The sequence below is a fragment of the Novosphingobium sp. RL4 genome (assembly GCF_035658495.1).
GTDB lineage: Bacteria > Pseudomonadota > Alphaproteobacteria > Sphingomonadales > Sphingomonadaceae > Novosphingobium.
In genome coordinates this window covers 1,286,132-1,312,175 of sequence record NZ_CP141944.1, presented here as the reverse complement: position 1 = coordinate 1,312,175, position 26,044 = coordinate 1,286,132, and the positions used below count along the sequence as shown (strand labels likewise).

At 62.8% G+C, this 26,044-nt stretch carries 35 protein-coding genes; 4 read left to right on the top strand and 31 right to left on the bottom strand.

The genetic code is table 11. From position 1 onward, the window contains the following. Positions 1-217: 217 nt before the first annotated feature. The 3 genes from bla to U9J33_RS06385 all read left to right on the top strand — a co-directional run bounded on the left by bla (position 218) and on the right by U9J33_RS06385 (position 2,621). Positions 218-1,147 carry a subclass B3 metallo-beta-lactamase gene (gene bla / locus U9J33_RS06395; RefSeq protein ID WP_324698639.1) on the top strand — a complete coding sequence of 310 codons (930 nt, stop codon included), beginning with the start codon at positions 218-220 and terminating at the stop codon, positions 1,145-1,147. After that, positions 1,144-2,046 (top strand): 50S ribosomal protein L11 methyltransferase, encoded by a 903-nt coding sequence (locus U9J33_RS06390; protein ID WP_185997823.1) that lies wholly within the window; start codon positions 1,144-1,146, stop codon positions 2,044-2,046. Before bla ends, U9J33_RS06390 begins: the two co-directional genes overlap by 4 nt. A 272-nt stretch (positions 2,047-2,318) precedes the next feature. Further along, positions 2,319-2,621 (top strand): DUF1153 domain-containing protein, encoded by a 303-nt coding sequence (locus U9J33_RS06385; RefSeq protein ID WP_082370497.1) that lies wholly within the window; start codon positions 2,319-2,321, stop codon positions 2,619-2,621. Positions 2,622-2,687: 66 nt separating this feature from the next. Here U9J33_RS06385 and ligA read toward each other — a convergent pair whose 3' ends face one another. Both ligA and U9J33_RS06375 read right to left on the bottom strand, forming a co-directional pair. After that, complete coding sequence (ligA, locus tag U9J33_RS06380) at positions 2,688-4,859, bottom strand: NAD-dependent DNA ligase LigA (RefSeq protein ID WP_324698635.1); 2,172 nt, start codon at positions 4,857-4,859, stop codon at positions 2,688-2,690. A 48-nt stretch (positions 4,860-4,907) separates the two neighbouring features. Beyond that, a complete protein-coding gene (locus U9J33_RS06375) occupies positions 4,908-6,230 on the bottom strand; it encodes a cytochrome P450 (RefSeq protein ID WP_054440348.1) in 1,323 nt (440 codons plus the stop codon). A 138-nt stretch (positions 6,231-6,368) separates the two neighbouring features. Between U9J33_RS06375 and U9J33_RS06370 the strand changes: the two genes are divergently transcribed. Continuing rightward, complete coding sequence (locus U9J33_RS06370) at positions 6,369-6,998, top strand: trimeric intracellular cation channel family protein (protein ID WP_054440401.1); 630 nt, start codon at positions 6,369-6,371, stop codon at positions 6,996-6,998. 6 nt (positions 6,999-7,004) lie between these two features. On the opposite strand, the gene U9J33_RS06365 is transcribed toward U9J33_RS06370, so the two are convergent. From U9J33_RS06365 to rplC, 29 genes are all read right to left on the bottom strand, one after another. Further along, on the bottom strand, positions 7,005-9,164 hold the full coding sequence (locus U9J33_RS06365) for a prolyl oligopeptidase family serine peptidase (RefSeq protein ID WP_132469055.1): 2,160 nt from the start codon (positions 9,162-9,164) through the stop codon (positions 7,005-7,007). Between the two features lie 103 nt (positions 9,165-9,267). Continuing rightward, positions 9,268-9,690: a 50S ribosomal protein L17 gene (gene rplQ / locus U9J33_RS06360; RefSeq protein ID WP_054440398.1), complete on the bottom strand. Its 423-nt coding sequence runs from the start codon at positions 9,688-9,690 to the stop codon at positions 9,268-9,270. Between the two features lie 145 nt (positions 9,691-9,835). After that, a complete protein-coding gene (locus U9J33_RS06355) occupies positions 9,836-10,243 on the bottom strand; it encodes a diacylglycerol kinase family protein (protein WP_324698630.1) in 408 nt (135 codons plus the stop codon). Positions 10,244-10,374: 131 nt separating this feature from the next. Next, the gene (locus U9J33_RS06350) at positions 10,375-11,442 is read right to left on the bottom strand and encodes a DNA-directed RNA polymerase subunit alpha (RefSeq protein WP_054440344.1); all 1,068 of its coding nucleotides are present in this window, start codon (positions 11,440-11,442) and stop codon (positions 10,375-10,377) included. Between the two features lie 106 nt (positions 11,443-11,548). Further along, positions 11,549-11,938, bottom strand: coding sequence for a 30S ribosomal protein S11 (gene rpsK / locus U9J33_RS06345; protein ID WP_007011846.1), 390 nt, complete (start codon positions 11,936-11,938; stop codon positions 11,549-11,551). A 66-nt stretch (positions 11,939-12,004) separates the two neighbouring features. Beyond that, complete coding sequence (rpsM, locus tag U9J33_RS06340; RefSeq protein WP_021233423.1) at positions 12,005-12,373, bottom strand: 30S ribosomal protein S13; 369 nt, start codon at positions 12,371-12,373, stop codon at positions 12,005-12,007. Positions 12,374-12,755: 382 nt separating this feature from the next. Beyond that, entirely contained in the window at positions 12,756-13,403 is a 648-nt protein-coding gene (locus U9J33_RS06335) for an adenylate kinase (protein ID WP_054440342.1), read from the bottom strand. A gap of 34 nt (positions 13,404-13,437) precedes the next feature. Next, a complete protein-coding gene (gene secY, locus U9J33_RS06330; RefSeq protein ID WP_054440340.1) occupies positions 13,438-14,805 on the bottom strand; it encodes a preprotein translocase subunit SecY in 1,368 nt (455 codons plus the stop codon). A 202-nt stretch (positions 14,806-15,007) separates the two neighbouring features. Continuing rightward, positions 15,008-15,487 carry a 50S ribosomal protein L15 gene (rplO, locus tag U9J33_RS06325; RefSeq protein ID WP_185997827.1) on the bottom strand — a complete coding sequence of 160 codons (480 nt, stop codon included), beginning with the start codon at positions 15,485-15,487 and terminating at the stop codon, positions 15,008-15,010. 99 nt (positions 15,488-15,586) lie between these two features. Beyond that, on the bottom strand, positions 15,587-16,855 hold the full coding sequence (locus tag U9J33_RS06320) for a hypothetical protein (protein WP_324698623.1): 1,269 nt from the start codon (positions 16,853-16,855) through the stop codon (positions 15,587-15,589). Between the two features lie 197 nt (positions 16,856-17,052). After that, positions 17,053-17,229: a 50S ribosomal protein L30 gene (rpmD, locus tag U9J33_RS06315; RefSeq protein ID WP_054440396.1), complete on the bottom strand. Its 177-nt coding sequence runs from the start codon at positions 17,227-17,229 to the stop codon at positions 17,053-17,055. A gap of 5 nt (positions 17,230-17,234) precedes the next feature. Next, the gene (gene rpsE / locus U9J33_RS06310) at positions 17,235-17,948 is read right to left on the bottom strand and encodes a 30S ribosomal protein S5 (protein WP_132469054.1); all 714 of its coding nucleotides are present in this window, start codon (positions 17,946-17,948) and stop codon (positions 17,235-17,237) included. A 2-nt stretch (positions 17,949-17,950) separates the two neighbouring features. Then, the gene (gene rplR / locus U9J33_RS06305) at positions 17,951-18,289 is read right to left on the bottom strand and encodes a 50S ribosomal protein L18 (RefSeq protein ID WP_054440334.1); all 339 of its coding nucleotides are present in this window, start codon (positions 18,287-18,289) and stop codon (positions 17,951-17,953) included. Beyond that, positions 18,289-18,822, bottom strand: a complete 534-nt coding sequence (gene rplF, locus U9J33_RS06300) for a 50S ribosomal protein L6 (RefSeq protein WP_054440332.1) — start codon at positions 18,820-18,822, stop codon at positions 18,289-18,291. Before rplF ends, rplR begins: the two co-directional genes overlap by 1 nt. Next, positions 18,822-19,217 carry a 30S ribosomal protein S8 gene (rpsH, locus tag U9J33_RS06295; RefSeq protein WP_054440330.1) on the bottom strand — a complete coding sequence of 132 codons (396 nt, stop codon included), beginning with the start codon at positions 19,215-19,217 and terminating at the stop codon, positions 18,822-18,824. The genes rplF and rpsH overlap by 1 nt, the downstream gene beginning before the upstream one ends. Positions 19,218-19,229: 12 nt before the next feature. After that, entirely contained in the window at positions 19,230-19,535 is a 306-nt protein-coding gene (gene rpsN, locus U9J33_RS06290; RefSeq protein WP_054440327.1) for a 30S ribosomal protein S14, read from the bottom strand. A 29-nt stretch (positions 19,536-19,564) separates the two neighbouring features. Next, positions 19,565-20,143: a 50S ribosomal protein L5 gene (gene rplE, locus U9J33_RS06285; protein WP_054440325.1), complete on the bottom strand. Its 579-nt coding sequence runs from the start codon at positions 20,141-20,143 to the stop codon at positions 19,565-19,567. Beyond that, complete coding sequence (rplX, locus tag U9J33_RS06280) at positions 20,136-20,453, bottom strand: 50S ribosomal protein L24 (RefSeq protein WP_054440323.1); 318 nt, start codon at positions 20,451-20,453, stop codon at positions 20,136-20,138. The genes rplE and rplX overlap by 8 nt, the downstream gene beginning before the upstream one ends. Next, entirely contained in the window at positions 20,453-20,821 is a 369-nt protein-coding gene (rplN, locus tag U9J33_RS06275) for a 50S ribosomal protein L14 (RefSeq protein ID WP_054440322.1), read from the bottom strand. The genes rplX and rplN overlap by 1 nt, the downstream gene beginning before the upstream one ends. Positions 20,822-20,983: 162 nt before the next feature. After that, positions 20,984-21,253 carry a 30S ribosomal protein S17 gene (rpsQ, locus tag U9J33_RS06270; RefSeq protein WP_054440320.1) on the bottom strand — a complete coding sequence of 90 codons (270 nt, stop codon included), beginning with the start codon at positions 21,251-21,253 and terminating at the stop codon, positions 20,984-20,986. An 11-nt stretch (positions 21,254-21,264) separates the two neighbouring features. Further along, the gene (gene rpmC / locus U9J33_RS06265) at positions 21,265-21,465 is read right to left on the bottom strand and encodes a 50S ribosomal protein L29 (protein WP_054440318.1); all 201 of its coding nucleotides are present in this window, start codon (positions 21,463-21,465) and stop codon (positions 21,265-21,267) included. Positions 21,466-21,477: 12 nt separating this feature from the next. Further along, entirely contained in the window at positions 21,478-21,912 is a 435-nt protein-coding gene (rplP, locus tag U9J33_RS06260; RefSeq protein WP_021233439.1) for a 50S ribosomal protein L16, read from the bottom strand. 22 nt (positions 21,913-21,934) lie between these two features. Next, positions 21,935-22,630: a 30S ribosomal protein S3 gene (gene rpsC, locus U9J33_RS06255; protein ID WP_054440316.1), complete on the bottom strand. Its 696-nt coding sequence runs from the start codon at positions 22,628-22,630 to the stop codon at positions 21,935-21,937. A 3-nt stretch (positions 22,631-22,633) separates the two neighbouring features. Continuing rightward, entirely contained in the window at positions 22,634-23,011 is a 378-nt protein-coding gene (gene rplV / locus U9J33_RS06250) for a 50S ribosomal protein L22 (RefSeq protein ID WP_054440314.1), read from the bottom strand. Beyond that, positions 23,011-23,289, bottom strand: a complete 279-nt coding sequence (gene rpsS, locus U9J33_RS06245) for a 30S ribosomal protein S19 (protein WP_054440312.1) — start codon at positions 23,287-23,289, stop codon at positions 23,011-23,013. Before rpsS ends, rplV begins: the two co-directional genes overlap by 1 nt. A 6-nt stretch (positions 23,290-23,295) precedes the next feature. After that, positions 23,296-24,132, bottom strand: coding sequence for a 50S ribosomal protein L2 (gene rplB, locus U9J33_RS06240; protein WP_054440310.1), 837 nt, complete (start codon positions 24,130-24,132; stop codon positions 23,296-23,298). A 4-nt stretch (positions 24,133-24,136) separates the two neighbouring features. After that, a complete protein-coding gene (locus U9J33_RS06235; RefSeq protein WP_054440308.1) occupies positions 24,137-24,448 on the bottom strand; it encodes a 50S ribosomal protein L23 in 312 nt (103 codons plus the stop codon). Continuing rightward, positions 24,441-25,067, bottom strand: a complete 627-nt coding sequence (gene rplD / locus U9J33_RS06230; RefSeq protein ID WP_054440306.1) for a 50S ribosomal protein L4 — start codon at positions 25,065-25,067, stop codon at positions 24,441-24,443. Before rplD ends, U9J33_RS06235 begins: the two co-directional genes overlap by 8 nt. A gap of 2 nt (positions 25,068-25,069) precedes the next feature. Continuing rightward, complete coding sequence (gene rplC, locus U9J33_RS06225; protein WP_054440304.1) at positions 25,070-25,825, bottom strand: 50S ribosomal protein L3; 756 nt, start codon at positions 25,823-25,825, stop codon at positions 25,070-25,072. Positions 25,826-26,044 lie beyond the last annotated feature (219 nt).

Sequence of the window (26,044 nt, the reverse complement as noted above, 5' to 3'; positions counted from 1 at the left end):
TTGCCTTTGCAGCAGCCCAAGGCTGCCCCTGTCGAGAAGTCCCCTTAGACAAATCGCCGCTTGGCGCAAGTTCCGCGAAGCACATCGCGGATGCATCGCACACAAGCGACTTTTCCGGAGCCTCATCGACAATCGGGCGCAGATGGTACGCGGGACGCCCCGTCCCACTGGCTTTGGCCGCCCCTCCGCACTAAAGCGCCAACCCATGAAGAGACCCATGAGCCGCCTGTCGAACATGCTCGCCCCCGCGTTTCTGCTGGGCGCCTGTTCCACCGCGCCCGGCAGCGCAGCACCTGCAACCGACAGCGCGGAGGCGCCCCCATCGAGGCTCGCCGCCGCCTGTGAAGGGCACGATGGCTGGGCCGATGCCGCTCCGCCCGCCCACCTTTACGGCAACACCTGGTATGTCGGCACCTGCGGCATTTCCGCTATTCTCATCACCGGCAAGCAAGGCCACATCCTGATCGACGGCGGCCTTCCCGAAGCGGCGCCGATGGTTCTGGCCAATATCCAGGCGGCCGGATTCAAGGTGAAGGACGTGCGCTGGATTCTCTCCAGCCACGAACACTTCGACCATGCGGGCGCTCTTGCGGAGCTGCGACGCGCGACCGGCGCACGGCTCGCCGCATTGCCTGCCGCCGCCGAAGTGCTCGAAACCGGCAAGGCCAACCCGAACGATCCGCAATTCGGCCAGCTCGACCCATTCCCGGCGGTTCACGTCGACAAGCGCCTCTCGGGCGGGGAAAGCATCACGCTGGGCGACATCACCGTCACCGCCCGCGCCACGCTCGCTCACGCTGCCGGATCGACGAGCTGGACATGGCAGTCATGCGGCAAAGACGGCAAATGCCTGACGATCGCCTATGCGGACAGCGCAAGCGCGATTTCGGCCAAGAGCTACCGCTTTACCGACCACCCCGACCGCATTGCCGATGTCCGGGAAGGGTTGCGCCGAATCGCCGCCCTGCCCTGCGACCTGCTGGTCACGCCGCACCCCGGGGCAAGCGATCTCTTCACACGGCTAGCGGGCAAGTCCCCGCTGGTCGATCCCACCGCCTGCCGTACTTATGCGGCTGCCGCCAATGCCCGCTTCGACCAGCGCCTTTCCGAAGAAGCCGCCGCCGCAGCGAAGGAGACCCGTTCGTGAGCTGGAAGATCACCGCTTATGCCCCGCGCACCGTCATCGAAGGCGCCCTTGTCGCTCACGAGGATGCATTCGACTGGGACCCCGACATCGTCCTTTCGGGCAGCGAGATCGCCGAAGACAAACCGGACGACTGGCAGCTTGAAGCATGGCTGGCCCACAAGCCGCGCAAGGCCGACAAGGACGCCGTCGCCGCCCTGTTCGGCGGCAAGCCGCCAAAGTTCATTGTCGAGGAACTGCCGGAAACCGACTGGCTAGTAACGAGCCAGCAGGGACTCGAACCGATCCGCGCGGGCCGCTTCCACGTCCACACGCCCGAACATCCGGTTTCGGACGATCCCGGCATAACCGATTTCACCATACCCGCCAGCCAGGCTTTCGGCACCGGCCAGCACGCCACGACCGCCGGCTGCCTCGCCATGCTGACGCATATGAAGGCGCAGGGGCTGGTCGTTCGCAACCACGCCGATATCGGGACGGGCACGGGACTGCTGGCCTTCGCAGCGATGTCGCTCTGGCCCCGAGCACTCGCGACCGCGAGCGATATCGATCAGGTCTGCTACGGCGTCGTGGAAGACAATGCCGCCGCGAATGGAGTCAGCCTCGGCGCGCGCGGCGGCGAACTGGCCATGACCATCGCGGACGGCATGGACCACCCCCTGCTGGCAGCGCGCGGCCCCTACGATCTCATCATGGCCAATATCCTCGCCGGCCCGCTGGTTTCCCTTGCGCCGGACTTCGCCAAGTCCCTTGCTCCGGGGGGTAGCCTCGTCCTTGCGGGCCTGCTGGAAACGCAGGAGGCCGCCGTGCGCCGCGCCTGTCGCCGGGCCGGGCTTCGTCTCGCCGCCAGACTGGTAAATGGAGACTGGTCGATCCTGTGGATGCGGGCGCGTCGCCGATAGCGCGCACGCTTCACCGCACGAACAACTCGCCCAGTCGCAACCGCCGTCATCTCCAAGAACAGCAGATGATCGTGGTTAAACCGAACTTAACGCAAGTCAACGAAAGTTAAATCTCCGAGGGAAAAAAGCCTCGGAGATTTACCCATTCATTTCAGGGAATTACCTGACAATTGGTTAACGGCGATTAACCAAGACCGGTTCCGAATAATTAAAGGATTCGGCCAAGAATTAAGGCCAAGGGGGGCTGGTAACAACAGCTCAAGAGGCCAAAAATGCTTCAATCTGAACTAGACAGGCCGAAGGCCGTCGTCGGACCCCTGGGTGAAGCGCTCGACAAGGGCAGCCTTCCGCCACGCAACACGTCTCGCTGGGTAGTTCGCCGTAAGGCGGAAGTCGTAGCTGCGGTCAACGGAGGGCTCCTGACGATCGCCGAGGCTTGCGACCGCTACGGCCTCACTCTCGAGGAACTGGCATCGTGGCAACGCGCCGTCGAGCGTGAAGGAATGGCCGGCCTGCGCGCCACCCGGGTACAGCACTACCGTCACATGCACGAAAGGCAGGGACGAAACTCCTGATAATCCGCTCGCCGGCGTTCACGCCGACGAGCGGCAGGGGGCCCTCCCTGGGCGCCCTGCCCTTTCTCAACCGGCGCTGCGCACGATCTCGGCCCACCCGGCTTCATCGATCACTTCGATACCGAGCTCGGCAGCCTTCTTGAGCTTTGAACCGGCACCGGGACCAGCGACCAGCAAGTCCGTCTTTGCCGATATGGACCCGGCCGCCTTGGCGCCAAGACGCTCAGCCTGAGCCTTTGCCTCGTCGCGGCTCATCGTTTCCAGCTTGCCGGTAAATACCACCGTCTTGCCCGCCACGACGCTTTCCACCGTCTCGACGACGTAAGGCGGGGGAGCGACCTCCGAAAGCAGGTCGTCCCAGACCTGACGGTTATGCTCTTCGTGGAAGAAATCGCCCAGCGCCTCCACCACGGCCGGACCGATGCCGTCGATCGACACCAGTTCGGCATAAGCCTCGCTACCCAGCGCCGCAGCCTCCTCGCCTTCCTTGGCATGGGCCTGTTCGGCCAGCAGCCGCAAGGCCGGCAACGTCTCGAACCGCTTCATCAGATCGCGCGCCGTGACGGCTCCGACATGGCGGATGCCGAGCCCGAAGAGCAGCCGGGCCGCATCTGGCGCGCGCTTGTTTTCCACTGCGGCCAACAGGTTGTCCACAGACTTGTCCTTCCACCCGTCAAGCGCGAGAATCTCGTCGCGGCGCTTGCGCAGACGGAAGATATCGGCCGGACTTTCGAGCCAGCCCCTGGCGAAGAACTCGTCGATAGTCCGTTCCCCCAGCCCTTCGATGTCGAGGGCTCCCCGGCTGACGAAGTGCTTGAGCCGTTCCGTCCGCTGGGCCGGGCAGATGAGGCCGCCCGTGCAGCGCACATCGACTTCCCCCTCTTCCGCAACCGCCTCGCTACCACATTCCGGGCAGTGATCCGGGAAGTGGAACGTCGCCCTCTCCTCGGCGCGCGTCAGGTTATCCACGACCTGTGGAATCACATCACCGGCGCGCTGCAGGACCACGCGATCCCCCGGCCGGACGCCAAGACGCGCAATCTCGTCGCGATTGTGCAGAGTGACATTGGTAACGGTCACGCCTCCGACCAGAACCGGCTTGAGCCGCCCGACCGGCGTGAGCTTGCCCGTGCGCCCGACCTGAACGTCGATCGATTCAAGAACGGTTTCGGCACGCTCTGCCGGAAACTTGTGAGCCATTGCCCAGCGCGGCGCCTTGGCCACGAAACCAAGCCGCTGCTGCCAGTCGAGGCGATCGACCTTGTAGACGACGCCATCGATCTCGAACGGCAAGCCGGGCCGGCCATCGCGAATGACGCGGTAGGCCTCCAGCACTTCCTCAAGCGTATGGCACAGGCGGAATTGCGGGGAGACCGGAAGCCCCCAGGATTCGATCCGGCGGATCACCTCGTGCTGGCTGGCCCCCGGCACATGGCTCGCGGCGCCCCAGCCATGCGCCCAGAAACGCAGCGGGCGCTTCGCGGTGACAGCCGCATCCTTCTGGCGCAGCGAACCGGCTGCGGCGTTGCGCGGATTGGCGAACTGGCGGACCTTGCCCTCGTCGAACACCTCGCCCCTGGCCTCCGCATGTGCGCGCGCTTCAGCCATCAGGGCCTCGTTCAGCGCCGCGAAGGCTGCCTTCTCCATGTAGACCTCGCCGCGCACCTCGAAGACTTCGGGAACATCCTCTCCCTTCAGTTCCTGCACGACATCGGCGATATGCGCGACATTGGCGGTAACGTCCTCGCCCACCATGCCATCCCCGCGCGTAGCGGCGCGGACCAGCCTGCCTTTCTCATACCGCAGCGAGCAGGAAAGACCGTCGATCTTGTCCTCCGCCGTCATCGCTACCGGCTCCTCCGCCGATAGCGAAAGGAAGCGCCGGACCCGGCCCACGAACTCCGCCACTTCCTCGTCAGTGAAAGCATTGTCGAGGCTCATCATGCGAACCTCGTGCGTCACTTTCGACAGGGGCGAGCCGGCCACTTCGTGCCCGACCTGATTCGATGGACTGTCGGAGCGGGCGAGATGGGGGAACGCCAATTCCAGTTCCGCATTGCGCCGCACCAGGGCGTCATATTCGGCATCCGAAATCTCGGGCGCATCCTCGGCGTGATAGAGGCGGTTGGCGCGCTTTATCTGGCGCGCCAGGCGCATCAGTTCATTGGCCGCTTCGGCTTCTCCGATCGCGGAAGCAATCTCGGGGCCGATCTCGGAGCGGGTCTCAGTGCTGGTCATTGCGCGGTAATAGGCCAGAGCGATGCGGGTTGGAATTCCCCCGACGCGTTAATCCCCTTCGATCGGATCGAATTCGAGGTGCAAAGCCGCCAGCGCGCGCAGGATGTAAGTCGGCTCGTAATCGAAATGCAAAGCCTCGGCGGGGCCATGATGGGCCTCGGACAAACGGATGTTGCCCATGCGGGCGAGCAGCCGCTCGATACTCGTCACCACTTCGCGCCGGGCCAGCGGAGCACCGATGCAGGTATGAGCGCCCCTGCCGAACGCGAGATGCTCCTTGATCCTCGGCCGGTCCATGTCGAACTGCCCCGGTTCCGCGAAGCGCCTGGGGTCCCGGTTGGCGGCCATGTGCGACAGCAGGACGGCGGTGCCAGCCTTGATCTCCACCCCGCCCAGCGTCGTCGTCTTCTGGCACATGCGCCCGCCGCTCTTCACCGAACCGTCGAACCGCAGCACTTCCTCGACGAAATCACCGATCCGAGCCCGGTTTCCACGGAGTTCCTGCTGGATATCGGGCCTCGTCGCGATGATCCGGAAGGCATTGGCAAGAAGCCGATTCGTCGTGTCCTGCCCGGCGCCGAAAAGGAAGGCCGCAAGGCTGGTAAGATCCACCAGCGAAGGCTTCCCGCCGTCGGGATAGCTCGCCGTGGCCAATTCGCTCAGGATATCCTCACGCGCCAGCAGGCCGTGCAAAGGCTTCATCAACGGATGGGCGACGATACGCCGCTGGGCGATCAGCCTGAACAGATCCTTCCCCACCCCCACCAGCGGGTTCTTGAGCATGTCCTCCTCGCTGGCATCCATCGGCACGGGTATCGCTCCCTCAAGCAAGGCCCTGAATTTCGCGCGGCTGCGTTCGGAAAGGCCCAGGAGATCGGAAATGACAAGCGCGCCATAGGGACCGCCGTATTGGCGCACGAGGTCGACCTTTCCGTCCCTGGCGAATTCGTCGATCAGCGATTCCGCCGTGGCGAGCAGCTTCGGCTGCAGATCCTTGAGGCGGCTCGGCGTAAACAGCCGCGCAATGATGGAACGAAGGTCAGCGTGGCGCGCACCGCCCTCGGTCACGATCTGATCGGCAAACGGTATCTGCCGGCGATGCGCCTCCAGCTTCTCCGAGATGTCATCCCCATCGGCTCTGAAAGGCAGGTCGGCGACCGGGCCGGTGACGGCATTGATCGAGGAGAAATGCTCCGTATCCAGCATGATCTGGACAGTCTCATCGTACCCCGTCACCGCCACGGCGTTGCGATATGGCAGTCGCACCACCGGGCCTTGCGCGCGCAGGTAATCGAAATAGGCATGTGGATCGTCGACGAGCGAGACGTCGGTATACCAATCGGCGGTTTCGTAGGCTTGTTGATGAGACACCCGTTGCTCTCCCGATTTTATGATCTCCTATGTATCATATATGGATGAGGCGTCATAGCCGGACTGTCCACGCCGCGGCGATGCGATCCCCTCCCCGATTGGCGACAGGCGCGCTATGACAAGGCCATGCCCACGATCATGCCGCCTGACGCGCCCGCCCTGCCCGCAGCGTTCGATATCCTTGGAATCGCCGTCTTCGCGCTGACCGGCGCCCTTTCGGCGGCCCAGTTGCGGCAGACTTTCGTGACCGTCGCATTCTTCGCACTCATGACCGGCGTGGGCGGCGGCACCTTGCGAGATCTCCTCATCGGAGCGCCGGTCTTCTGGGTTCGCGATCCTTTCGTGGCCCCCGTATGCCTCGCGGTCGCGACCCTCGCCTGGTTCACGCCGGTACGCTGGTGGCAGGGACAATTGCTGGAGTGGGCCGACGCATTGGGACTTGCGGTTTATTCGGTGTTCGGAACCATCAAGGCCATGGCCTGGGGCGTGCCACCGATTCCGGCGATGGTCATGGGCGTCGCCACCGGCTGCGTCGGCGGCATCGTCCGCGATGTCGTGGCCGGACAGCCTTCGATCCTGATGCGGCCGGAACTATACGTGACAGCCGCAGCCCTGGCAGCAACCGTCGCGGCGGCGGGTATAGCCCTCGGCATCGCCCCTCAACTGACCTGGGCCATAGCCGCAGCGGCGGGATTCGCACTGCGCGGAGCCGCTATCTACTGGTCCCTGGGGCTGCCCGCTCACGAAGGAACGGACAGCGAATCCTGAAGGGGCTCAGTCGGGAATCTTCAATCCCGTCCACCGCGCAACGAACGAGAGGACATCCGCGCCTTCCTCGATCGCCTTGTCGGTCGGCTTGCCGGAGCCATGTCCCGCCCGCGTCTCGATACGGATCAGATGCGGCTTGTCACCCAAGGGCGCGGCCTGAAGCGCCGCCGCATATTTGAAGGAATGCCCCGGAACCACACGATCGTCGGTATCCGCGGTGGTCACGAGAATCGCCGGGTAATCCGTGCCCGCCCGGATGTTGTGATAGGGTGAATAGGCCTTCAATATCCGGAAATCCTCTTCCCGGTCAGGATAGCCATAGTCGTCCACCCAATAGCGACCGGCAGTGAAGCGGTCGAAGCGCAGCATGTCCATGACGCCGACCTGCGGCACCCCGGCCGCGAAAAGATCGGGCCGCTGGTTCAGCACGGCCCCCACGAGAAGCCCGCCGTTGGACCCGCCCTGGATCGCAAGGCCATCCTTTGAAGCGATCCCTTCGGCCTTGAGATACTCTCCGGCGGCGATGAAGTCGTCGAACACGTTCTGCTTGTTGGCACGGCGCCCGGCATCGTGCCAGGCGCGTCCATACTCGCCGCCGCCGCGCAGGTTCGCCATGGCAAAGGCGCCTCCGGCCTGGACCCAGGCCATGCGACTGGCCGAGAAACCCGGCGTCAGGGAAATGTCGAAACCACCGTAGCCATAGAGCAGCGTCGGCACGGCCTTGCCCGACTGCACCACGTCCTTGCGCCGCACGAGGAACATCGGCACCCGCGTGCCGTCCCTCGACGTATAGAAGCGCTGCTCGACCACGACGTCCGAAGGGTCGAAATCCATCACCGGCTCCGCGAAGGGCTCGGACATGCCGGTATCGAGGTTCATCCGGAAGATCGCTGCCGGACGGTTGAAGCTCGTGAAGGAGTAGAAGGTCTCAGGGTCTCCGGGCTTGCCCCGGAACCCGGAAGCCGTCCCGATACCGTTGAGCGCAAGCGCACGGCCGGGCTTGCCGTCAAGCCCGACGATCTCGGCATGGCTCGCCGCGTCACGCATATAGTTGAGAACGAGTTGCTGGCCGACGATACCGGCCCGCTCCAGAATGTCCTCGCGCTGCGGGACGACTTCCGCGAAGGCCGGAGCCTTCGCCCCGAGATCGATACTGATGAGCCGGTAGCGCGGTGCACTTTCGTTGGTGACAAACCAGAGCTTCTGTCCGGCCCCTTCGACAAGCCGCCAGTCGTCCTTGAAACCCGTCACCACGGGCTTTGCGTCCCACCCCGCCTTCTTGCGCTTCGACAGGTCGATCACATGCACATCGTAGCGCGAATCCGTGCCGATATGCGAGGTGATGACAGCAAGCCGCCCGTCCTGCGTCACTTCGGCGGCGTGGCCGTAATCCGGATGGTCCGGCGTGGAGTAGACCAGTTCGTCGGCGCTCTGCGGCGTACCGAGCCGGTGGAAATAGATCGCCTGGTTGTAGTTCAGGCTCTGGAACGCAGCTCCTTCCTCGGGCGCCGGGAATCGCGAGTAGAGGAAGCCTTCCTCCCCGATCCACGCCAGCGCGCTGAACTTGACCCAGCGCAGTTCGTCATCCAGCGCCTTGCCCGTGGTTACATCCAGCACGTGAAGCACACGCCAGTCACTCCCGCCGTCCTGCACACTATAGAGCAGATAGCGACCTTCGTGAGAGGGCTCCCACGCATCCAGTGCCGTGGCACCGTCCTTCGCCCAGGCATTGGGATCAAGCAGCATCCGAGGCGCGCCGTGCAGTCCGTCGCGCACGAAAAGCTGCGACTGGTTTTGAAGCCCGGTGTTTCGGGTATAGAAGTACCGCTTGCCAGCCTTGATCGGCAAACCGAACCGCTCGAAGTTCATCAACGAACTGATCCGCTGCTTGAACCAACTACGCTGCGGCAGTCCTTCAAGGTACGCTTCGGTGAAGGTCGATTCCTTCTCGACCCAGGCGGCGACTTCCGGATCGTGCCGCACATCGTTTTCGAGCCAGCGGTACGGGTCCGCGATGCGCTCGCCGAACAGGGTTTCAACGAGATCGTCGCGGCGTGTTTCGGGATAAGTCATCGGAACCATCGTCTGCGCTGAAACAGGTACCACCGCAAGGCTGGAAGCGGTGGAAAGAAACACGGCCCCAAGCAGGCCCGACAGACGATACATCACGTTCTCCCGAAACAAAAAGAAAGGCGGCCGCGAGGTATTCCCGCGACCGCCCTGCAATCTCTTTGCCGGCTCCTCTACGAAGCCGACTGCCGAAAGGCGATCAGGCCTCGGCGTATTCCTCGGTGTCGGTGGTCACCGGGCCCGAGTCCTTGCCCTTTTCCGAAACGTCGCGGTCGACGAGTTCGATGATCGCAATCGGGGCGGCGTCCGAAGCGCGGATGCCTGCCTTGATGATGCGGGTGTAGCCACCGTTGCGGCCGGCATAACGCTCGGCCAGAACTTCGAAGAGCTTCTTTTCCTGCGCTTCGTCCATCAGGCGAGCGTGCGCCAGACGACGATTCGAAAGGCCGCCATGCTTCGCGAGCGTGATCAGCTTTTCGAGGTAAGGACGCAGTTCCTTCGCCTTCGGCGTGGTGGTCTGGATCTGCTCGTGCTTGATGAGAGCGGCGGCCATGTTGCGCAGAAGGGCGGCGCGGTGGCCCGAGGTGCGCTGCAGCTTGCGCTGACCATGCTTATGACGCATTTCATATACTCCGTTCGTCAGGCAGCCGTTCAAGGTACTGCCTGCCGGGCGATGTGGTTCGGCCATCGCCCAAAGCCGGTTCACTTACGTGTGAGTGGCGCCCTCAACCCGAAAACGGCGATGGAGTCAAGCCGGAACGGGCCTACTACTGCTGGACAAGCACCCATAACGGCGGACCCAGCGTCAGCACACCAATCAGCGCTGCCGCCAGAGAGGCGATTAGAACAGCCCCGGCCGCAATATCCTTGATCCGGCCTATGACAAGGTCGAACCCCGGTTCGATCCGGTCGCAAAGCTCCTCGATCGCCGTATTGAACGCCTCGGCGAGCCACACCATGGCCATCGCCAGGACGAGCCACCGCCAGTCGTTCATCGAAACTCGCAGCCAGATGCCTGCCGCCACGACGCTCAGCGAAGCGGCGAGGTGTATCCGCGCGTTATGCTCGCCATGAACAAGCCTACGCAGTCCGCGCCACGCATAGATGACACTCCTGAAGCGTGCGCCAAGACTGAAGCGAGTCCGCGCCGATAGCACGTCGGAAGGTTCGATCATGCCAGCACGCTAAACAGCCGCACGCAAATCGGCCAGACCCGATTGCACCTGCTGCCCAGAGAGCAGTTCCCCAAAGAAAAAGGCCCCGCATTCCTGCGGAGCCCTCTTCAATTCGGTATCGAAGTAACCGATCAGCCGAGCAGTTCCTGCTCCAGCTTCTTGGCCATTTCTTCGATGTTCTCGGGCGGCCAGCCCGGAATGTCCATGCCGAGGCGCAGACCCATCGAGGAAAGAACTTCCTTGATCTCGTTGAGCGACTTGCGGCCGAAGTTCGGCGTACGCAGCATCTCGGCTTCGGTCTTCTGGACCAGATCGCCGATATAGATGATGTTGTCGTTCTTGAGGCAGTTGGCCGAACGTACCGACAGTTCCAGTTCGTCCACCTTCTTGAGAAGGTAGCGGTTGAGCTGATTGGTATCGCTCTCTTCCGAGGCAGCAGCGCCGCCAGCAGCCATGCCGATCATCGGCGAGGCGCCAACCGGAGCGATGTCCTCGAAGTGGACGAACAGCGCAAGCTGGTCCTGGAGGATGCGCGCAGCATAAGCCACGGCGTCTTCCGGGGTCACGGTACCGTCCGTTTCCACCGTCAGATTGAGCTTGTCGTAGTCAAGCTCCTGACCGATGCGGGCGTTGTCCACCTTGTAGCTGACCTGACGCACCGGCGAGTAGAGCGAATCGACCGGAATAAGTCCGATCGGTGCGTCCACGGGACGGTTCGACACGGCGGGGACGTAGCCCTTGCCGGTGTCGGCGGTCAGTTCCATGTTGAGCGTGGCACCCTCGTCGAGGTGGCAGATCACGAGGTCCTTGTTCATGACCTCGATGTCACCCGAGACGGCGATGTCGCCCGCCTTGACCGCTGCCGGTCCGGTAGCCGACAGTTGGAGACGCTTCGGGCCTTCGCCCTGCATCTTGAGCGCGATCTGCTTGACGTTGAGGACGATGTCCGTGACGTCCTCGCGCACACCGGCCAGCGACGAGAATTCGTGCAGCACGTTCTCGATCTTGATCGAGGTGATCGCAGCACCCTGCAGCGAGGAGAGCAGCACGCGACGCAACGCATTGCCGAGCGTCAGGCCGAAACCGCGCTCGAGAGGTTCGGCGACGAAGGTCGCCTTCAGCTTGGGGTCGGGTCCCGGCTTGATCTCAAGGCTGTTCGGCTTCTTGAGTTCCTGCCAGTTCTTGATGTTGACAGTCATGGACTTCCCCTGGGAGTGATGGCGGTTACGCCCCGGAGCCTGGTGGAAAGGCTCGGGACGTTCCGAAGCCCGGACGACGACCGGTTCGTCGTCCGGATTAGCTCGATCAGACGCGGCGACGCTTGGAAGGACGCACGCCATTGTGCGGGATCGGCGTCACGTCGCGGATCGAGGTAATGGTGAAGCCGACCGCCTGGAGGGCGCGCAGGGCGCTCTCACGGCCCGAACCCGGGCCCTTGACTTCGACTTCGAGAGTGCGGACGCCGTGTTCGGCGGCCTTCTTGCCGGCGTCGTCAGCGGCGACCTGCGCGGCGTACGGCGTCGACTTGCGGCTACCCTTGAAGCCCATCATGCCTGCCGAGGACCAGCTGATCGCATTGCCCTGGGCGTCGGTGATGGTCACCATGGTGTTGTTGAAGCTGGCGTTCACATGCGCGATGCCGCTGGTGATGTTCTTGCGCTCGCGGCGCTTAATGCGCTGGGGTTCGCGTGCCATGTTCGTGTATCCTGTCGAAAAATCGCTGGGGAAAACCGGATGGGCCGATTGCTCGGCCCGAACGGCTTACTTCTTCTTGCCGGCGATCGGCTTGGCCTTGCCCTTGCGGGTGCGCGCATTGGTATGCGTGCGCTGGCCACGAACCGGCAGACCCTTGCGGTGACGCAGGCCACGGTAGCAGGCGAGGTCCATCAGGCGCTTGATGTTCATCGCGGTTTCGCGACGAAGGTCACCTTCAACCGTGTGATCGGCGTCGATGGTTTCGCGGATCTGCAGGACTTCGGCGTCCGACAGGTCCTGAACGCGGCGGCTGTGATCGATGCCGAGCTTGTCGGCGATCTCGAGAGCCTTGGTACGACCGATACCATGGATGTAGGTGAGCGCGATGATAACGCGCTTGTTGGTGGGGATGTTTACCCCGGCAATACGAGCCACTTAAATCTCCATGCTCCACAGGAGCGCCCTAGGGACGACCCCCATCTCAACGCTTCTCACCCGAAAGGCGTAAATGACAAAAGGTCCGGTTGGCGGCACGCTTGTTGCCAACGCCCCCGGACTTGCCGAAACCTTTGAGTGAAGGGCGCGCATAGGACGATTCGAAAGGCGTGTCAACGCCCGCGAACCGTGCCGCTCGATCACCGGCCCCGTGTGGGCGGCGAGAGCAGACCTTGCGCCAACTGTTTACCGCATCCGCGTACGGTAGTCAAAGAAAGCGAAAATCGCCGCGCAGGAAGCCCCGCGCGGCGCATCGTCACGGCAGCGCCACCGGCACGCATACCGCAAACGAGAACGGCCGGACTTTCGCCCGGCCGCATCATCAGGATTTCAGGACCGCTTCGATGGCTGCGGTGACATCGTCCATGTCAGCCATGCCATCGACTCTGGCAACGATTCCCTGCGCCTCATAGATCGGCAGGATCGGCGCAGTTTTCGCACGGTACTCTGCCAGACGAGTCCTAACGGTCTCGGCATTGTCGTCAGGACGGCGCTTGAATTCCGTCCCACCGCACTTGTCGCAGACCCCGGGAACCTTGGGTTGCTCGAACTTGTCGTGATAGCCCTTCCCGCAACTGGCGCAGGAAAAACGGCCGGTGATCCGCTCGACAAGCGCCTCTTCGTCGACTTCCAGTTCGATCACATGATCGAGCTTGCGACCACGTGCGGCCAGGATTCCGTCAAGCGATTCGGCCTGAGCCGCCGTGCGCGGATAACCGTCGAAAATCGCACCGGCACCGGACCCCATGGCGTCCAGTTCGTCTCCGATCAGAGCTGAGACGATCTCGTCCGAAACGAGCTCGCCACGCTCCATCACTGCCTTGGCTTCCAGCCCGGTAGGCGTACCAGCCTTCACCGCAGCGCGGAGCATGTCGCCAGTCGAAAGCTGGCGCATGCCATGCCGCTCGACCAGACGCTGCGCCTGGGTGCCCTTGCCCGCCCCCGGCGGGCCCAACAGGATGATATTCACGCCTTACCCCTCATTTGTCCCTGGCGAGCGCCGATCAGCGCAGTCTGCCTTTCAGTTTCGCCTTCTTGATCAGGTCGCCATACTGGTGTGCCAGCAGGTGCGACTGGATCTGCGTGATCGTGTCGACGGTCACGTTGACGACGATCAGCAAGCTCGTTCCACCCATGAAGAGCAACGGCAGACCGGTCATCGAGAGGAAGTACTCCGGAACGGTGCAGACGATGGTCAGGTAGATCGCTCCGATCACGGTGATGCGGGTCAGCACGTAATCGAGATAATTCGCGGTGTTCTTGCCCGGGCGAATGCCGGGAATGAAGCCACCGTTCTTCTTCAGGTTGTCAGCGGTTTCCTCGGGATTGAAGACGACCGCAGTGTAGAAGAAGCAGAAGAACACGATGCCCGCTGCATAAAGCAGCATGTAGAGCGGCTTGCCGTGACCGAGGTACTGGTTCAGCGAGACGACGATCTTGCCCCAGGTCGATTCCGGATTCAGCGATTTACCCGCGAACTGAGTGATGGTCAGCGGCAGCAGCAGCAGCGAACTGGCGAAGATCGGCGGAATCACGCCCGCCGTGTTGATCTTCAACGGCAGATGGCTGCGATCGGCCTGCATCATCCCGCGCTGAGTCGCCCGCTTCGGATACTGGATCAACAGACGGCGCTGCGCACGTTCCATGAAGCAGATCATCAGGATCATGGCGACGATCAGCACGATCAGCGCAATGATGAGGATCGAGCCCGTGTCGCCCGCGCTGTAGGCCTGTCCGACGTTCGTCGCGAACGTCGGCATCTGGGCGACGATGCCCGCCATGATGATGAGCGAAACACCATTGCCGATGCCGCGCGAGGTGATCTGCTCACCAAGCCACAGCAGGAACATCGTGCCCCCGACGAGCGAAATCACGGCACCGATGCGGAACACCAAACCAGGATCGACGACGGCCTGAAGCCCGTTCGAAGCGCCGTACGCCTCCAGGCTGACCGCGAGGAACCAGCCCTGGATCGCGCAAAGGAGAACTGCGCCATACCGGGTGTACTGGTTAAGCTTCTTGCGGCCGGTTTCGCCTTCCTTCTTCAGCGCCACCAGTGCGGGGTGGAGCGATGCGGCGAGCTGCACCACGATCGACGCCGTGATGTAAGGCATCACGCCGAGCGCAATGAGGCTCATTCGCGAAAGCGAACCGCCCGAGAAAGTGTTGAACAGGTCGAGAATGCCGCCCTGCGTCTTGCTGTAGAGCTGCGAGAGAATCAGCGGGTTCACGCCGGGAAGCGGAACGAAGCTCAGGAAGCGGAAGACGATCAGCGCACCGATGGTGAACCAGATTCGGTTCTTTAGCTCGGTGGCTTTCGAGAAGTTGGCCAGGCTCAGAGTGCTGGCGATATTGTCGGCGCGGGAAGCCATGACGATTTGTAAAGCCTCGATAGTCGGTTCGGGTCTGCCTTAGCGACTGCATGAAGGCTTGTCGAACCCCGGTTCTGGTCCGCTCATATAGACATTCGCGCCGGCTCTGGAAGACCTGTCGCCGAAAGGCAGTCTGAATGAAGAGAGGGCGAAGCGCATCGCGCCCGCCCTCCCCCTATGAGCATATCGCGGTTGCGATGGCTCAGGCTTCGGCGGCTTCCTTGGCAGGAAGAATCACCGAACCACCAGCCTTCTGGACCGCTTCCACGGCACCCTTCGAAGCACCGGCAACGTTGAACTCGACCTTGGCGGTCAGTTCGCCCTTGCCCAGCAGGCGGACGCCGTCCTTGCCACCACGAGCCAGGCCAGCGGCCTGGAGAACCGCGTGATCAACGGTGCCCGAGATGTCCAGCTTACCGGCGTCGATCGCCTTCTGGATCATGCCGAGGTTCACTTCCGCGTAATCCTTGGCGAACTTCTTGTTGCTGAAGCCGCGCTTCGGAAGGCGCATGTGAAGCGGCATCTGGCCGCCTTCGAAGCCGTTGATCGAAACGCCCGAGCGTGCCTTGGCACCCTTCTGACCACGACCAGCGGTCTTGCCCTTGCCCGAGCCGATGCCACGGCCGACGCGGATGCGACGGTGACGGGCGCCCGCGTTGTCGCGGATGTCATTCAATTTCATAGTCTGCACTCGCTTTCGCTTTTAGTCGCGCTAATGGGAAGGCGCGGCCCATAAGCGAACCGCGGCGCAATGTCACCCCCGAATCCGGAACTGCGGCTCTTAACTGCCTCGGAGGCGGATCATGAGCTTCCCGTTTCCGGGGATCGAACGGCCTTCAGCGTCTCGTGCGGGCTTCCATTTGAACACCTCGGCACCAAGCCGGCAAATATCCGCGTCGAACTCTGGTGAAACAGTTTTCGGTTCGAAAGAACAAGAGGTTACGCGCCCGCCAGCGTTAACGGTGAACTTCAATTCATGACGAGTGAGCTCGTCCTTATTAAAGATCGTGCCGTAACGATCGCCCAGTTTCGCCAGTTCGGCGTTGAACTGCGCCTTGTTTCCATCGGGCAAGGCCGGCTCTTCCGCGAGACCGGCATAATCGGCCTCAGGCACAAGCGCCTTCATCTTCAGGACCATCTGCAGCCAGCCCTGAGCTCGCGCAATCTGCATCGGCGAATCGCGGTCCATCAGCGCCTGACACTGCGCGCCCGAAGGGCTCGCCTGCCGTGAGAGCAGGAAACGAGCGGCTCCGTCACGATGATAGGCAATTGCCCAGGCAAGCGGCGTCATTCCGAACAGATCTGGGGAATCGATGGTCTGCGGCGCATCCAGCGCATCACCTGTCGGGTCGGCCGAAGGTTCCTCGTCAAGCATCCGCCGCAAAGCCGCAACATTGCCGCGGCGCGCTGCATCGGCGAGCGTGGCGTTTTCTGGCAACGGGCCGAGCTTTGCGTAACCATAAGCGCGCTCTGGACCCTTCGCGACGTCAGGCTCCTGCGCTGCAGCCCCCTTCTTCACAGCCAGGACGGGAACGGACCGGCACACGTCTCGATATGGATACGCCGGATTAGCGATCAGCGCTTCATTGAAAGTCCGTGCAAATGTCGCGAGCCGATCTTCGGTCTCACCGCTCGGCGCCTCACTGGGCGCAGGCGTCGGCAGCGAATCTTCACCGAAGTAGGTCACGACACGCGCCATCCGGGGAGATAGTCCTCCCCGTAGCACGCATTGAGCACCGAACTGGCTGGTGTCGATGCCGCCAAGCGTCACCGCAGCGACAAGCCGGAAATCTCCGGCCGCCGCAGCCTTGCGCGCCTCGGCAACCGGATCGGCCTGTCCGGATGCGAGAAGCGTCTTGAGCGCCTTGTCGGCCTCGCGATCACGCTCCAGCGTAGCGGGATCGGCGAGCGGATCGTTACAGGCCGGCTCGGCAGCCGGACTCTCCTGAACATAGGTTTCACCGTTATCGGGCGGCTCGCTGCCTTCACATCCCGAAAGAGCGAGAACGGCCAGAGACAGTGACGTGGCCGCGATGGTCCTGCGAAGCAAAGTATCCCCCGGGGAAATCCAGATCTCCGCGCTTAACACAAGTGGCACCAAAGGTGGAGGAACCGACACGGCTACGCACGGATTATGCGCAGCATCGATAAGACGCGGGATAAGGGAATGTAAAGCTCGACCGAAACGAGAAAGGCCCCGACGTTTCCGCCAGGGCCCTTCCGGTTATCGTGCCTGATACAGGCTGATCAGTCGATCACCACAACCATGTGTGGCAGCTTCGCGATCGCACCACGGACTTCCGGGGTGTCTTCGCGTTCGACGACCTTGTGCATCTTGCCCAGGCCAAGACCGATGAGGATCTTCTTCTGGCTTTCGGGGCGACGGATCGGCGAACCGATCTGCTTGATCTTGATCTTTGCCATGAGCCTTACTCCACGATGGCTTCGGCAGCGGCCTCGGCCTCTGCTTCGCTGACGCCACCGCGACCAAGCAGGTCGGCGACCTTCTTGCCACGACGCTGGGCAACCGACTTCGGCGAAGTCTGGTTGACGAGCGCGTCGAAGGTGGCGCGGATCATGTTGTACGGGTTCGAGGTGCCCACCGACTTGGTGACGACGTCAGCGACGCCCAGGCTCTCGAACACGGCGCGCATCGGGCCACCGGCGATGATGCCGGTACCGGCCGGAGCCGAACGCACGTTCACCTTGCCGGCGCCGAAGTGGCCCTTGCCGTCGTGGTGAAGAGTGCGGCCTTCCTTGAGCGCCACGCGGACCATCTTCTTCTTGGCAGAAGCAGTGGCCTTCGTGATCGCCTCGGGAACTTCGCGAGCCTTGGCGTGGCCGAAGCCGACACGGCCCTTGCCGTCGCCTACGACGACCAGCGCAGCGAAGCCGAAGCGCTTACCGCCCTTGACCGTCTTCGAGACGCGGTTGATGTGGACGAGCTTCTCAATAAGCTCCTCGCCCTGTTCCTCGTCGTTGTTGCGGCCACCGCGACGGTCATCGCGACGGCCACGGCCACCACGCTCACCGCGTTCACCGCGACCACGACCGCGCCCGCGACCCTCACGGGTCTCCTGCGCTTCGCCGCCCTGCGGCTGCTCAGCGGCGATCGGCGCTTCGTTGATGTTTTCGTCAGCCATGATCAGAACTCCAGCCCGCCTTCACGGGCGGCATCGGCCAGCGCCTTGACGCGGCCATGGAAGAGGAAACCGCCACGGTCGAACACGACCGAAGTGATACCCGCCTTCTTGGCGGCCTCGGCGAGTTCCTTGCCCACGCGGATCGCGGCGTCCTTGTCGGTGCCCTTGGCGCCAAGCGTGTTGGCGGCGGCCACCGTACGGCCCTGCGCATCGTCGATGATCTGCGCATAGATGTGACGGCCGGTGCGGTGCACCGACAGACGAGGACGGCCGCCCGAACGAGCCTTCAGTGCGGTACGAACGCGACGAGCGCGGCGATCGAAAAGAGACAGCTTGGCCATTACTTCTTCTTCCCTTCCTTGCGGAAGATGAACTCGCCACGGTACTTGATACCCTTGCCCTTGTAAGGCTCGGGCTTGCGCCAGCGACGGATCTCGGCCGCAACCTGGCCGACCTTCTGCTTGTCGATACCGGAAATCTCGACCGTGGTGTTATCCGGGGTCTTGATTTCGATGCCCTCGGGGACAGCGACGTCAACGTCGTGCGAGAAGCCAAGCTGAAGCTTGAGCGTCTTGCCCTGCGAATTCGCACGGTAACCAACGCCCTTGATCTCAAGAACCTTGGTGTAACCGTTGGTGACGCCCTCGATGAGGTTGGCCACCAGCGTACGCTGCATGCCCCAGTGGCTGCGGGCAGCCTTGGTCTGGTTGGCGGGCTGAACGGCAATCGAACCTTCCTCGACCGAGTAGGTCACGAGGTCCGACAGACCCAGCGTCAGGGTGCCCTTCGGGCCCTTGACGGTCAGGATGCCGTTATCGATGGCGGCAGTGACCCCGCCAGGGATCACAACCGGCTTTTTGCCGATGCGGCTCATTAGAACACCTCCGCCAGCACTTCGCCGCCGACGTTGGCAGCGCGCGCTTCGGCATCCGAAAGCACGCCGCGCGGCGTCGAGACGATGGTGATGCCGAGGCCATTGCGAACAACCGGGAGTTCCTTCGAACCCGAGTAGACGCGGCGGCCAGGCTTGGAGACGCGAGCGATGTGCTTGATAGCAGGCTCGCCTTCGAAATACTTCAGCTCGATGCGCAGCTGCGGATGAGCGCCGGTAGCGTCATCGCTGTAGCCACGGATGTAGCCTTCGCGCTGGAGAACTTCCAGAACGCGCGCACGAAGCTTGGATGCGGGCGAAAGAACGGTGTCCTTCTTCGCCTGCTGCCCGTTGCGGATGCGGGTGAGCATATCACCCAGGGGATCGGTCATAGCCATTGCTTCGTACCCTTACCAGCTCGACTTGGTCACGCCGGGGATCATGCCCTTGTTGGCAAGATCACGCAGCTCGATGCGGCAGAGACCAAACTTGCGGTAGTAACCGCGCGGACGGCCGGTGGTCGCGCAACGATTGCGAACCCGGGTCGGGTTGCCGTTACGCGGGATTTCGGCCAGCTTCAGACGGGCGATGAGACGCTCGGTTTCGTCGAGCGATTCATCATCGGCAACCGCCTTAAGGCGCGCGTACTTGCCTGCATACTTCTTAACGAGCTGCTTGCGGCGCTCGTTCTTGTTCACGGAACTCAGTTTCGCCATGGACTTAAGCTCTCTTCCTCAGCGGCGGCTCACGCCGCTTCCTTCTGTTCCGACTCTTCAGCCGGGAACGGGAAACCGAACAGACGGAGCAGCTCGCGCGCTTCCTCGTCGGTCTTTGCGGTGGTGGTGACGATGATGTCCATGCCACGCACCTTCTCGATCTTGTCGTAGCTGATCTCCGGGAAGATGATCTGCTCCTTAAGACCCATCGCGTAGTTGCCCCGGCCGTCGAAAGACTTCGGGTTCAGACCACGGAAATCGCGAATGCGGGGCATTGCGATCGTGATGAGGCGATCGAGGAATTCGTACATGCGTTCGCGGCGCAGGGTAACCTTGCAACCGATCGGCATGCCTTCGCGCAGCTTGAACTGTGCGATCGACTTGCGGGCCTTGGTGATCACCGGCTTCTGACCAGCGATGGCTTCCATTTCCGCAGCGGCAGTCTGGACCTTCTTCTTGTCCTGGCTGGCCTCGCCCACACCCATGTTGAGCGTGATCTTTTCGATCTTGGGCACTTCCATTGCGTTCTTGTAACCGAACTTCTCGGTCATCGCCTTGACGACGGCGTCGTCATAGCGGGTGCGCATGCGCGGAGTGTAATCAGCCATCGATGGTCTCCCCGGACTTCACGGCCACGCGGACCTTCTTGCCGTCCTTGGTTTCGAAGCGAACGCGCGTCGGCTTGCCGTCCTTGTCGGCGACCGCGATCTTGCTGATCGCCATCGGGGCCGGAATGCGCTCGATGCCACCCTGCGGGTTCTGCTGGGTCGGCTTGCGGTGACGGGTTGCGACGTTCACGCCTTCAACCACGACCTTGCCGTCCTTCGGGAGAACCTGAAGCACGGTGCCGGTGCGGCCCTTGTCCTTGCCGGACAGGACGACGACGGCGTCACCCTTCTTGATCTTCGAAGCAGCCATTACAGCACCTCCGGAGCGAGCGAGATGATCTTCATGAAGCCCTTGCCGCGCAGCTCGCGAACGACGGGGCCAAAGATACGAGTGCCGATCGGCTCCTCGTTCTTGTTGATGAGCACCGCCGCGTTGCTGTCGAAGCGGATAACGCTGCCGTCTGCACGGCGCACGTCCTTGCGGGTACGCACGATCACCGCACGGTGAACGTCACCCTTCTTCACGCGGGCGCGGGGCTGCGCCTCCTTTACCGACACCACAATGATGTCGCCAACGCCTGCGAAACGACGCTTCGAGCCACCCAGCACCTTGATGCACTGGACGCGCTTGGCGCCGCTGTTGTCCGCGACGTCGAGATTGGATTGCATCTGGATCATCGATCCGGGTCCTTCTCAACTGGCTTGCCGGAACCAGTCCGGCAGTTCCTAAAAAGACAGGCCCACTAGGGGCCCGAGTCGCCTTGACGGGCGAAGTGCGGGCCTTTGCCGCATTCTCCCGTCCAGGTCAACACTCTGCTTTCGGCCTGGAGGCCGAGGTCCTTAGACCTCTGCTTCCAGTGCCGTGCCCTTGCTCGCCTGAAGACGGTCAAGAACCTTCCAGGTCTTGGTCTTCGAGTAGGGCTTCGTCTCCTCGATGCGGACACGTTCGCCGGTCTTGAAGGCGTTGTCCTCATCGTGAGCATGGTACTTCTTCGAGCGGCGGATGATCTTCCCGTAGAGGGGGTGCTTCACCTTGCGCTCGACCAGTACGGTAACGGTCTTGTCGGTCTTGTCGGAAACCACGGTCCCGATCAGAATACGCTTGGGCATCGTGTGTCTCCTCAGGCCTGCGCCGCGCGCTCGGCCTGGAGCGTCTTGATGCGCGCGATGTCACGGCGGACTTCACGCACCCGCGCCGGGGCTTCGAGCTGGTTGGTCGCGGCCTGGAACCGCAGGTTGAACTGTTCGCGCTTAAGGTCGGCGAGGTCAGCGGTCAGCTGATCGTCGGTCTTGGCACGAAAGTCTTCGATCTTGTTTGCCATGATTCGACTTCCTTACTCGCCGCCAAGGTGCGAAGTGTCGCCGAGGCGAGCCACGACCTTGGTCTTGATCGGCAGCTTCATCGCAGCGCGGCTGAAAGCCTCGGCTGCGAGCGGGCCAGCGACGCCGTCCAGTTCGAACAGGATACGGCCGGGCTTGACGCGGGCCGCCCAGTATTCGACCGAACCCTTGCCCTTACCCTGACGGACTTCAGCAGGCTTCTTCGAAACCGGCACGTCGGGGAAGACGCGGATCCAGAGACGACCCTGGCGCTTGATGTGACGCGTGATCGCGCGGCGAGCCGCTTCGATCTGGCGGGCGGTGATCCGCTCGGGCTCGAGGGCCTTGAGGCCGTACGAACCGAAGTTCAGGTCGGTGCCGCCCTTGGCATCACCCTTGATCCGGCCCTTGAAAGCCTTGCGGAACTTGGTCTTTTTCGGTTGCAGCATGGTGCTTACTCTACCTCAAGCCTCAGCGCGCCGGACGGACGCCGGAGGTCTGAGCCTCCATCATCAGACGATCCTGCGCCATCGGGTCATGGCCAAGGATTTCACCCTTGAAGATCCAGACCTTGATGCCGATGATACCGTAGGCGGTCAGAGCCTCGGCTTCGGCATAGTCGATGTTCGCACGCAGCGTGTGCAGCGGAACGCGGCCTTCGCGATACCATTCCACGCGAGCGATTTCGGCGCCCCCGAGACGGCCACCGCAGGTGATCTTGATGCCTTCGGCACCAAGACGAAGGGCCGACTGAACGGCGCGCTTCATCGCACGGCGGAACGCAACACGGCGGACCAGCTGGTCGGCAATGCCCTGAGCGACGAGCTTCGAATCGATTTCCGGCTTGCGGATTTCGACGATGTTCAGCTTCACTTCGCTCGAAGTCATGGCCGAGAGCTGCTTGCGCAGCTTCTCGATGTCCGCACCCTTCTTGCCGATGATCACACCGGGACGGGCTGCGTAGATCGAGATGCGGCACAGCTTGGCCGGACGCTCGATGACCACCTTGGAGATCGCTGCCTGCGGCAGGGTCGACATGATGGACTTGCGGATCTTGAGGTCTTCCTCAAGAAGCTTGCCGTAGTCCCGGCCTTCCGCAAACCAGCGGCTGTCCCAGGTACGGTTGATCTGCAGACGCAGACCGATCGGATTGCTCTTGTGACCCATGGATCAGGCCTCCTCGACTTCGCGAACGACGATCCGCAGGCGTGAGAACGGCTTGAGGATCCGGGTGGACTTGCCGCGACCGCGCGCGTGGAAGCGCTTCATCGTGATCGACTTGCCAACCGATGCCTCGGCGATGACGAGAGCGTCAACGTCGAGGTTATGGTTGTTTTCCGCATTGGCGATCGCCGAAGCGAGGATCTTGCGGGCGTCCTGGGCCATGGCCTTCTTGGAGAAGGCCAGGATGTTCATCGCGTCCTCGGCCTTGCGGCCACGGATGAGAGCGGCGACGAGGTTGAGCTTCTGGGCGGAACCACGAATGGTGGTGCCAACCGCAAGAGCTTCCTTCTCGCCAACGCGGCGGGGTGCTGCCTGCTTGCTCATTAGCGCTTGCCCTTCTTGTCGGCGGCGTGGCCGGGGAACGTGCGCGTGGGCGCGAATTCACCGAGCTTGTGGCCGACCATGTCCTCGTTGACCGAGACAGGGATGAACTTGTGCCCGTTGTAGACCGAGAAGGTCAGACCAACGAACTGCGGGAGAATGGTGGAGCGACGCGACCAGGTCTTGATCGGACCAGCGCGGTTGCCGGCATCCTGCGCGACCTCGGCCTTCTTGAGAAGGTACAGGTCGACGAAGGGGCCTTTCCAGACGGAACGTGCCATCGTGTCTTACCTCTTCTTCTTGGCGTGGCGCGAACGGATGATCATCTTGTCCGTCTGCTTGTTGTTGCGAGTGCGAGCACCCTTGGTCGGCTTGCCCCACGGAGTGACCGGATGACGGCCGCCCGAGGTACGGCCTTCACCACCGCCGTGCGGGTGGTCGACCGGGTTCTTGGCAACACCGCGGGTCAGCGGGCGACGGCCCAGCCAACGGCCGCGACCAGCCTTGGCAAGGGTCTGGTTGGCGTTGTCGGGGTTCGACACGGCGCCAACGGTGCCCATGCAATCGCCACGCAGGTAGCGCTGCTCGCCCGAGTTCAGACGAACGATGACCATGCCGCGATCGCGACCGACGACCTGCACATAGGTGCCTGCCGAACGTGCGATCTGGCCGCCCTTGCCGGGCTTCATCTCGACGTTGTGGCAGATCGTGCCGACCGGCATCTGCGACAGAAGCATGGCATTGCCGGGCTTCACGTCGGTCTTCTCGCCGGCGACGACGACGTCGCCAACGGCCAGACGCTGAGGCGCGATGATGTAGGTCAGCTCACCGTCGGCGTACTTGACCAGCGCGATGAAAGCAGTGCGGTTGGGATCGTATTCGATCCGCTCCACGGTTGCTTCCATGTCCCACTTGCGACGCTTGAAGTCGATGAAGCGGTACTTCTGCTTGTGACCGCCGGCGATGCCACGCGAAGTGACATGGCCCTTGTTGTTGCGGCCACCGGTCTTGCTCTTGCCTTCGGTCAGCGCCTTGAGGGGCTTGCCCTTCCAGAGCGACGACTTGTCGACGAGGACCAGGCCGCGGCGGGCGGGGCTGGTCGGGTTGTAATGCTTCAGTGCCATCGGATCAGCCCCGTACGCCTTCGGTGATGTCGATCGACTGGCCTTCGGCCAGCGTGACAATCGCCTTCTTCACGTCGCTGCGGCGGTATTCCCTACCGCGCCAGCGCTTGGTCTTGCCCTTCTGGACCAGGGTGTTCACGCCAGTCACCTTGACGTCGAACAGCGCCTCAACGGCGGCCTTGATCTGGGGCTTGGTTGCCGCGTCGGCCACCTTGAAGACAACCGCGTTCTGCTCGGAGAGCAGGGTCGACTTCTCGGTGATGTGCGGCGAGAGGATCACGTCGTAATGACGGATGTCCACGTTGCTCTTAGCCATTGAAACGCGCCTCCAGCTTCTCGACAGCGGCGCGCGTCAGCACCAGCGTATCATGCTTCAGGATGTCGTAGACATTGGCGCCGACAGCCGGAAGCACGTTGACGCCGATGATGTTGCGGGCAGCCAGGGCGAAGCCCTCGTTTACCTGCTCACCGTCCATGACGAGAACCTTCTTGCCGAAGTTCGCCTTGGCGAGCTGACCGGCGAGCGCCTTGGTCTTGGCATCGGAAACGTCGAGCGAGTCGACGATCACGAGACCCTTCTGAGCCTTGGCCGAAAGGGCCATCTTCAGACCGAGAGCGCGGATCTTCTTGTTCAGCGAGACGTTGAACTCGCGGCGACGAGCACCGTGAGCCTTACCACCGCCGATGAACACCGGAGCCGCACGATCGCCGTGACGGGCAGTACCGCCACCCTTCTGGCGACCGAACTTCTTGCCGGTACGCGCGACTTCCGAGCGCTCGCGGGTCGCACGGGCGATGCCGCGGCGATTTTCGAGCTGCCAGGTGACGACGCGGTGCAGGATGTCCGCGCGCGGCTCGAGGCCGAACACGTCGTCCGAAAGCTCGATGTCGGCGTTAGCGGCCGAACCGTCGATATTGAGGACCTGAACCTTCATGATTAGCCCTCCTGGCCTTCGGTCGCTTCGGGAGCCGCCACGTCAGCAGGGGTCTCGGCAGCGGCCGTATCATTGGTGTTGGCAGCCAGCTTGAGGCCGGCGGGGTACGGAGCCTCGCCGTGACGGTCGACCTTGACGGCGTCCGAAACGGTGAGCCAGGCGTTCTTCGAACCCGGGACCGAGCCCTTGACGAAGATCAGGCCACGCTCGTCGTCCACGCGGACGACTTCGAGGTTCTGCTGGGTGCGCTGACGGTCGCCCATGTGGCCGGCCATCTTCTTGTTCTTGAACACCTTGCCCGGATCCTGACGGTTACCCGTCGAACCGTGCGCACGGTGCGAGATCGACACACCGTGGGTGGCGCGCATACCGCCGAAGCCCCAGCGCTTCATAGCGCCCTGGAAGCCCTTGCCCTGGGTGTGGCCGGCAACGTCGACCAGCTGGCCAGGCACGAAGTGCGAGGCAGCGATCGTCGAACCGACTTCGAGGAGGGCATCGTCGGCAACGCGGAATTCCGCGACGCGCATCTTGAGCGAAACTTCAGCCTTGGCGAAGTGCTCACGCTGCGGCTTGGCAACGTTCTTCTGCTTTGCTTCGCCCGCACCGAGCTGAACCGCGACGTAGCCGTCACGATCAGCAGTACGAACCGAAACCACCTGACAGTCTTCAAGTGCCAGGACAGTGACGGGCACGTGGCGACCGTCCTCCTGGAACAGGCGGGTCATCCCGACTTTCTTGGCGATCACGCCTGTACGCATGACCTTTCTCCTTACAGAGGCGTACGCAGGACCATCCCCCGTACGCGTGTCCAACCCTGGTTGTGATACGAACCCCGTCCGGGTCAGGTGTTCCCTGCCAGCCCATCATGGACCGCGGAAACGAGACGGGGGACGCATTCCCGACGCTTCCCGAAGGAGACGGCGGAGGTATCCCTTGTGTCCCCCGGCGGCTTGCCGCCCGGGGCGCTGTCTCTGCGG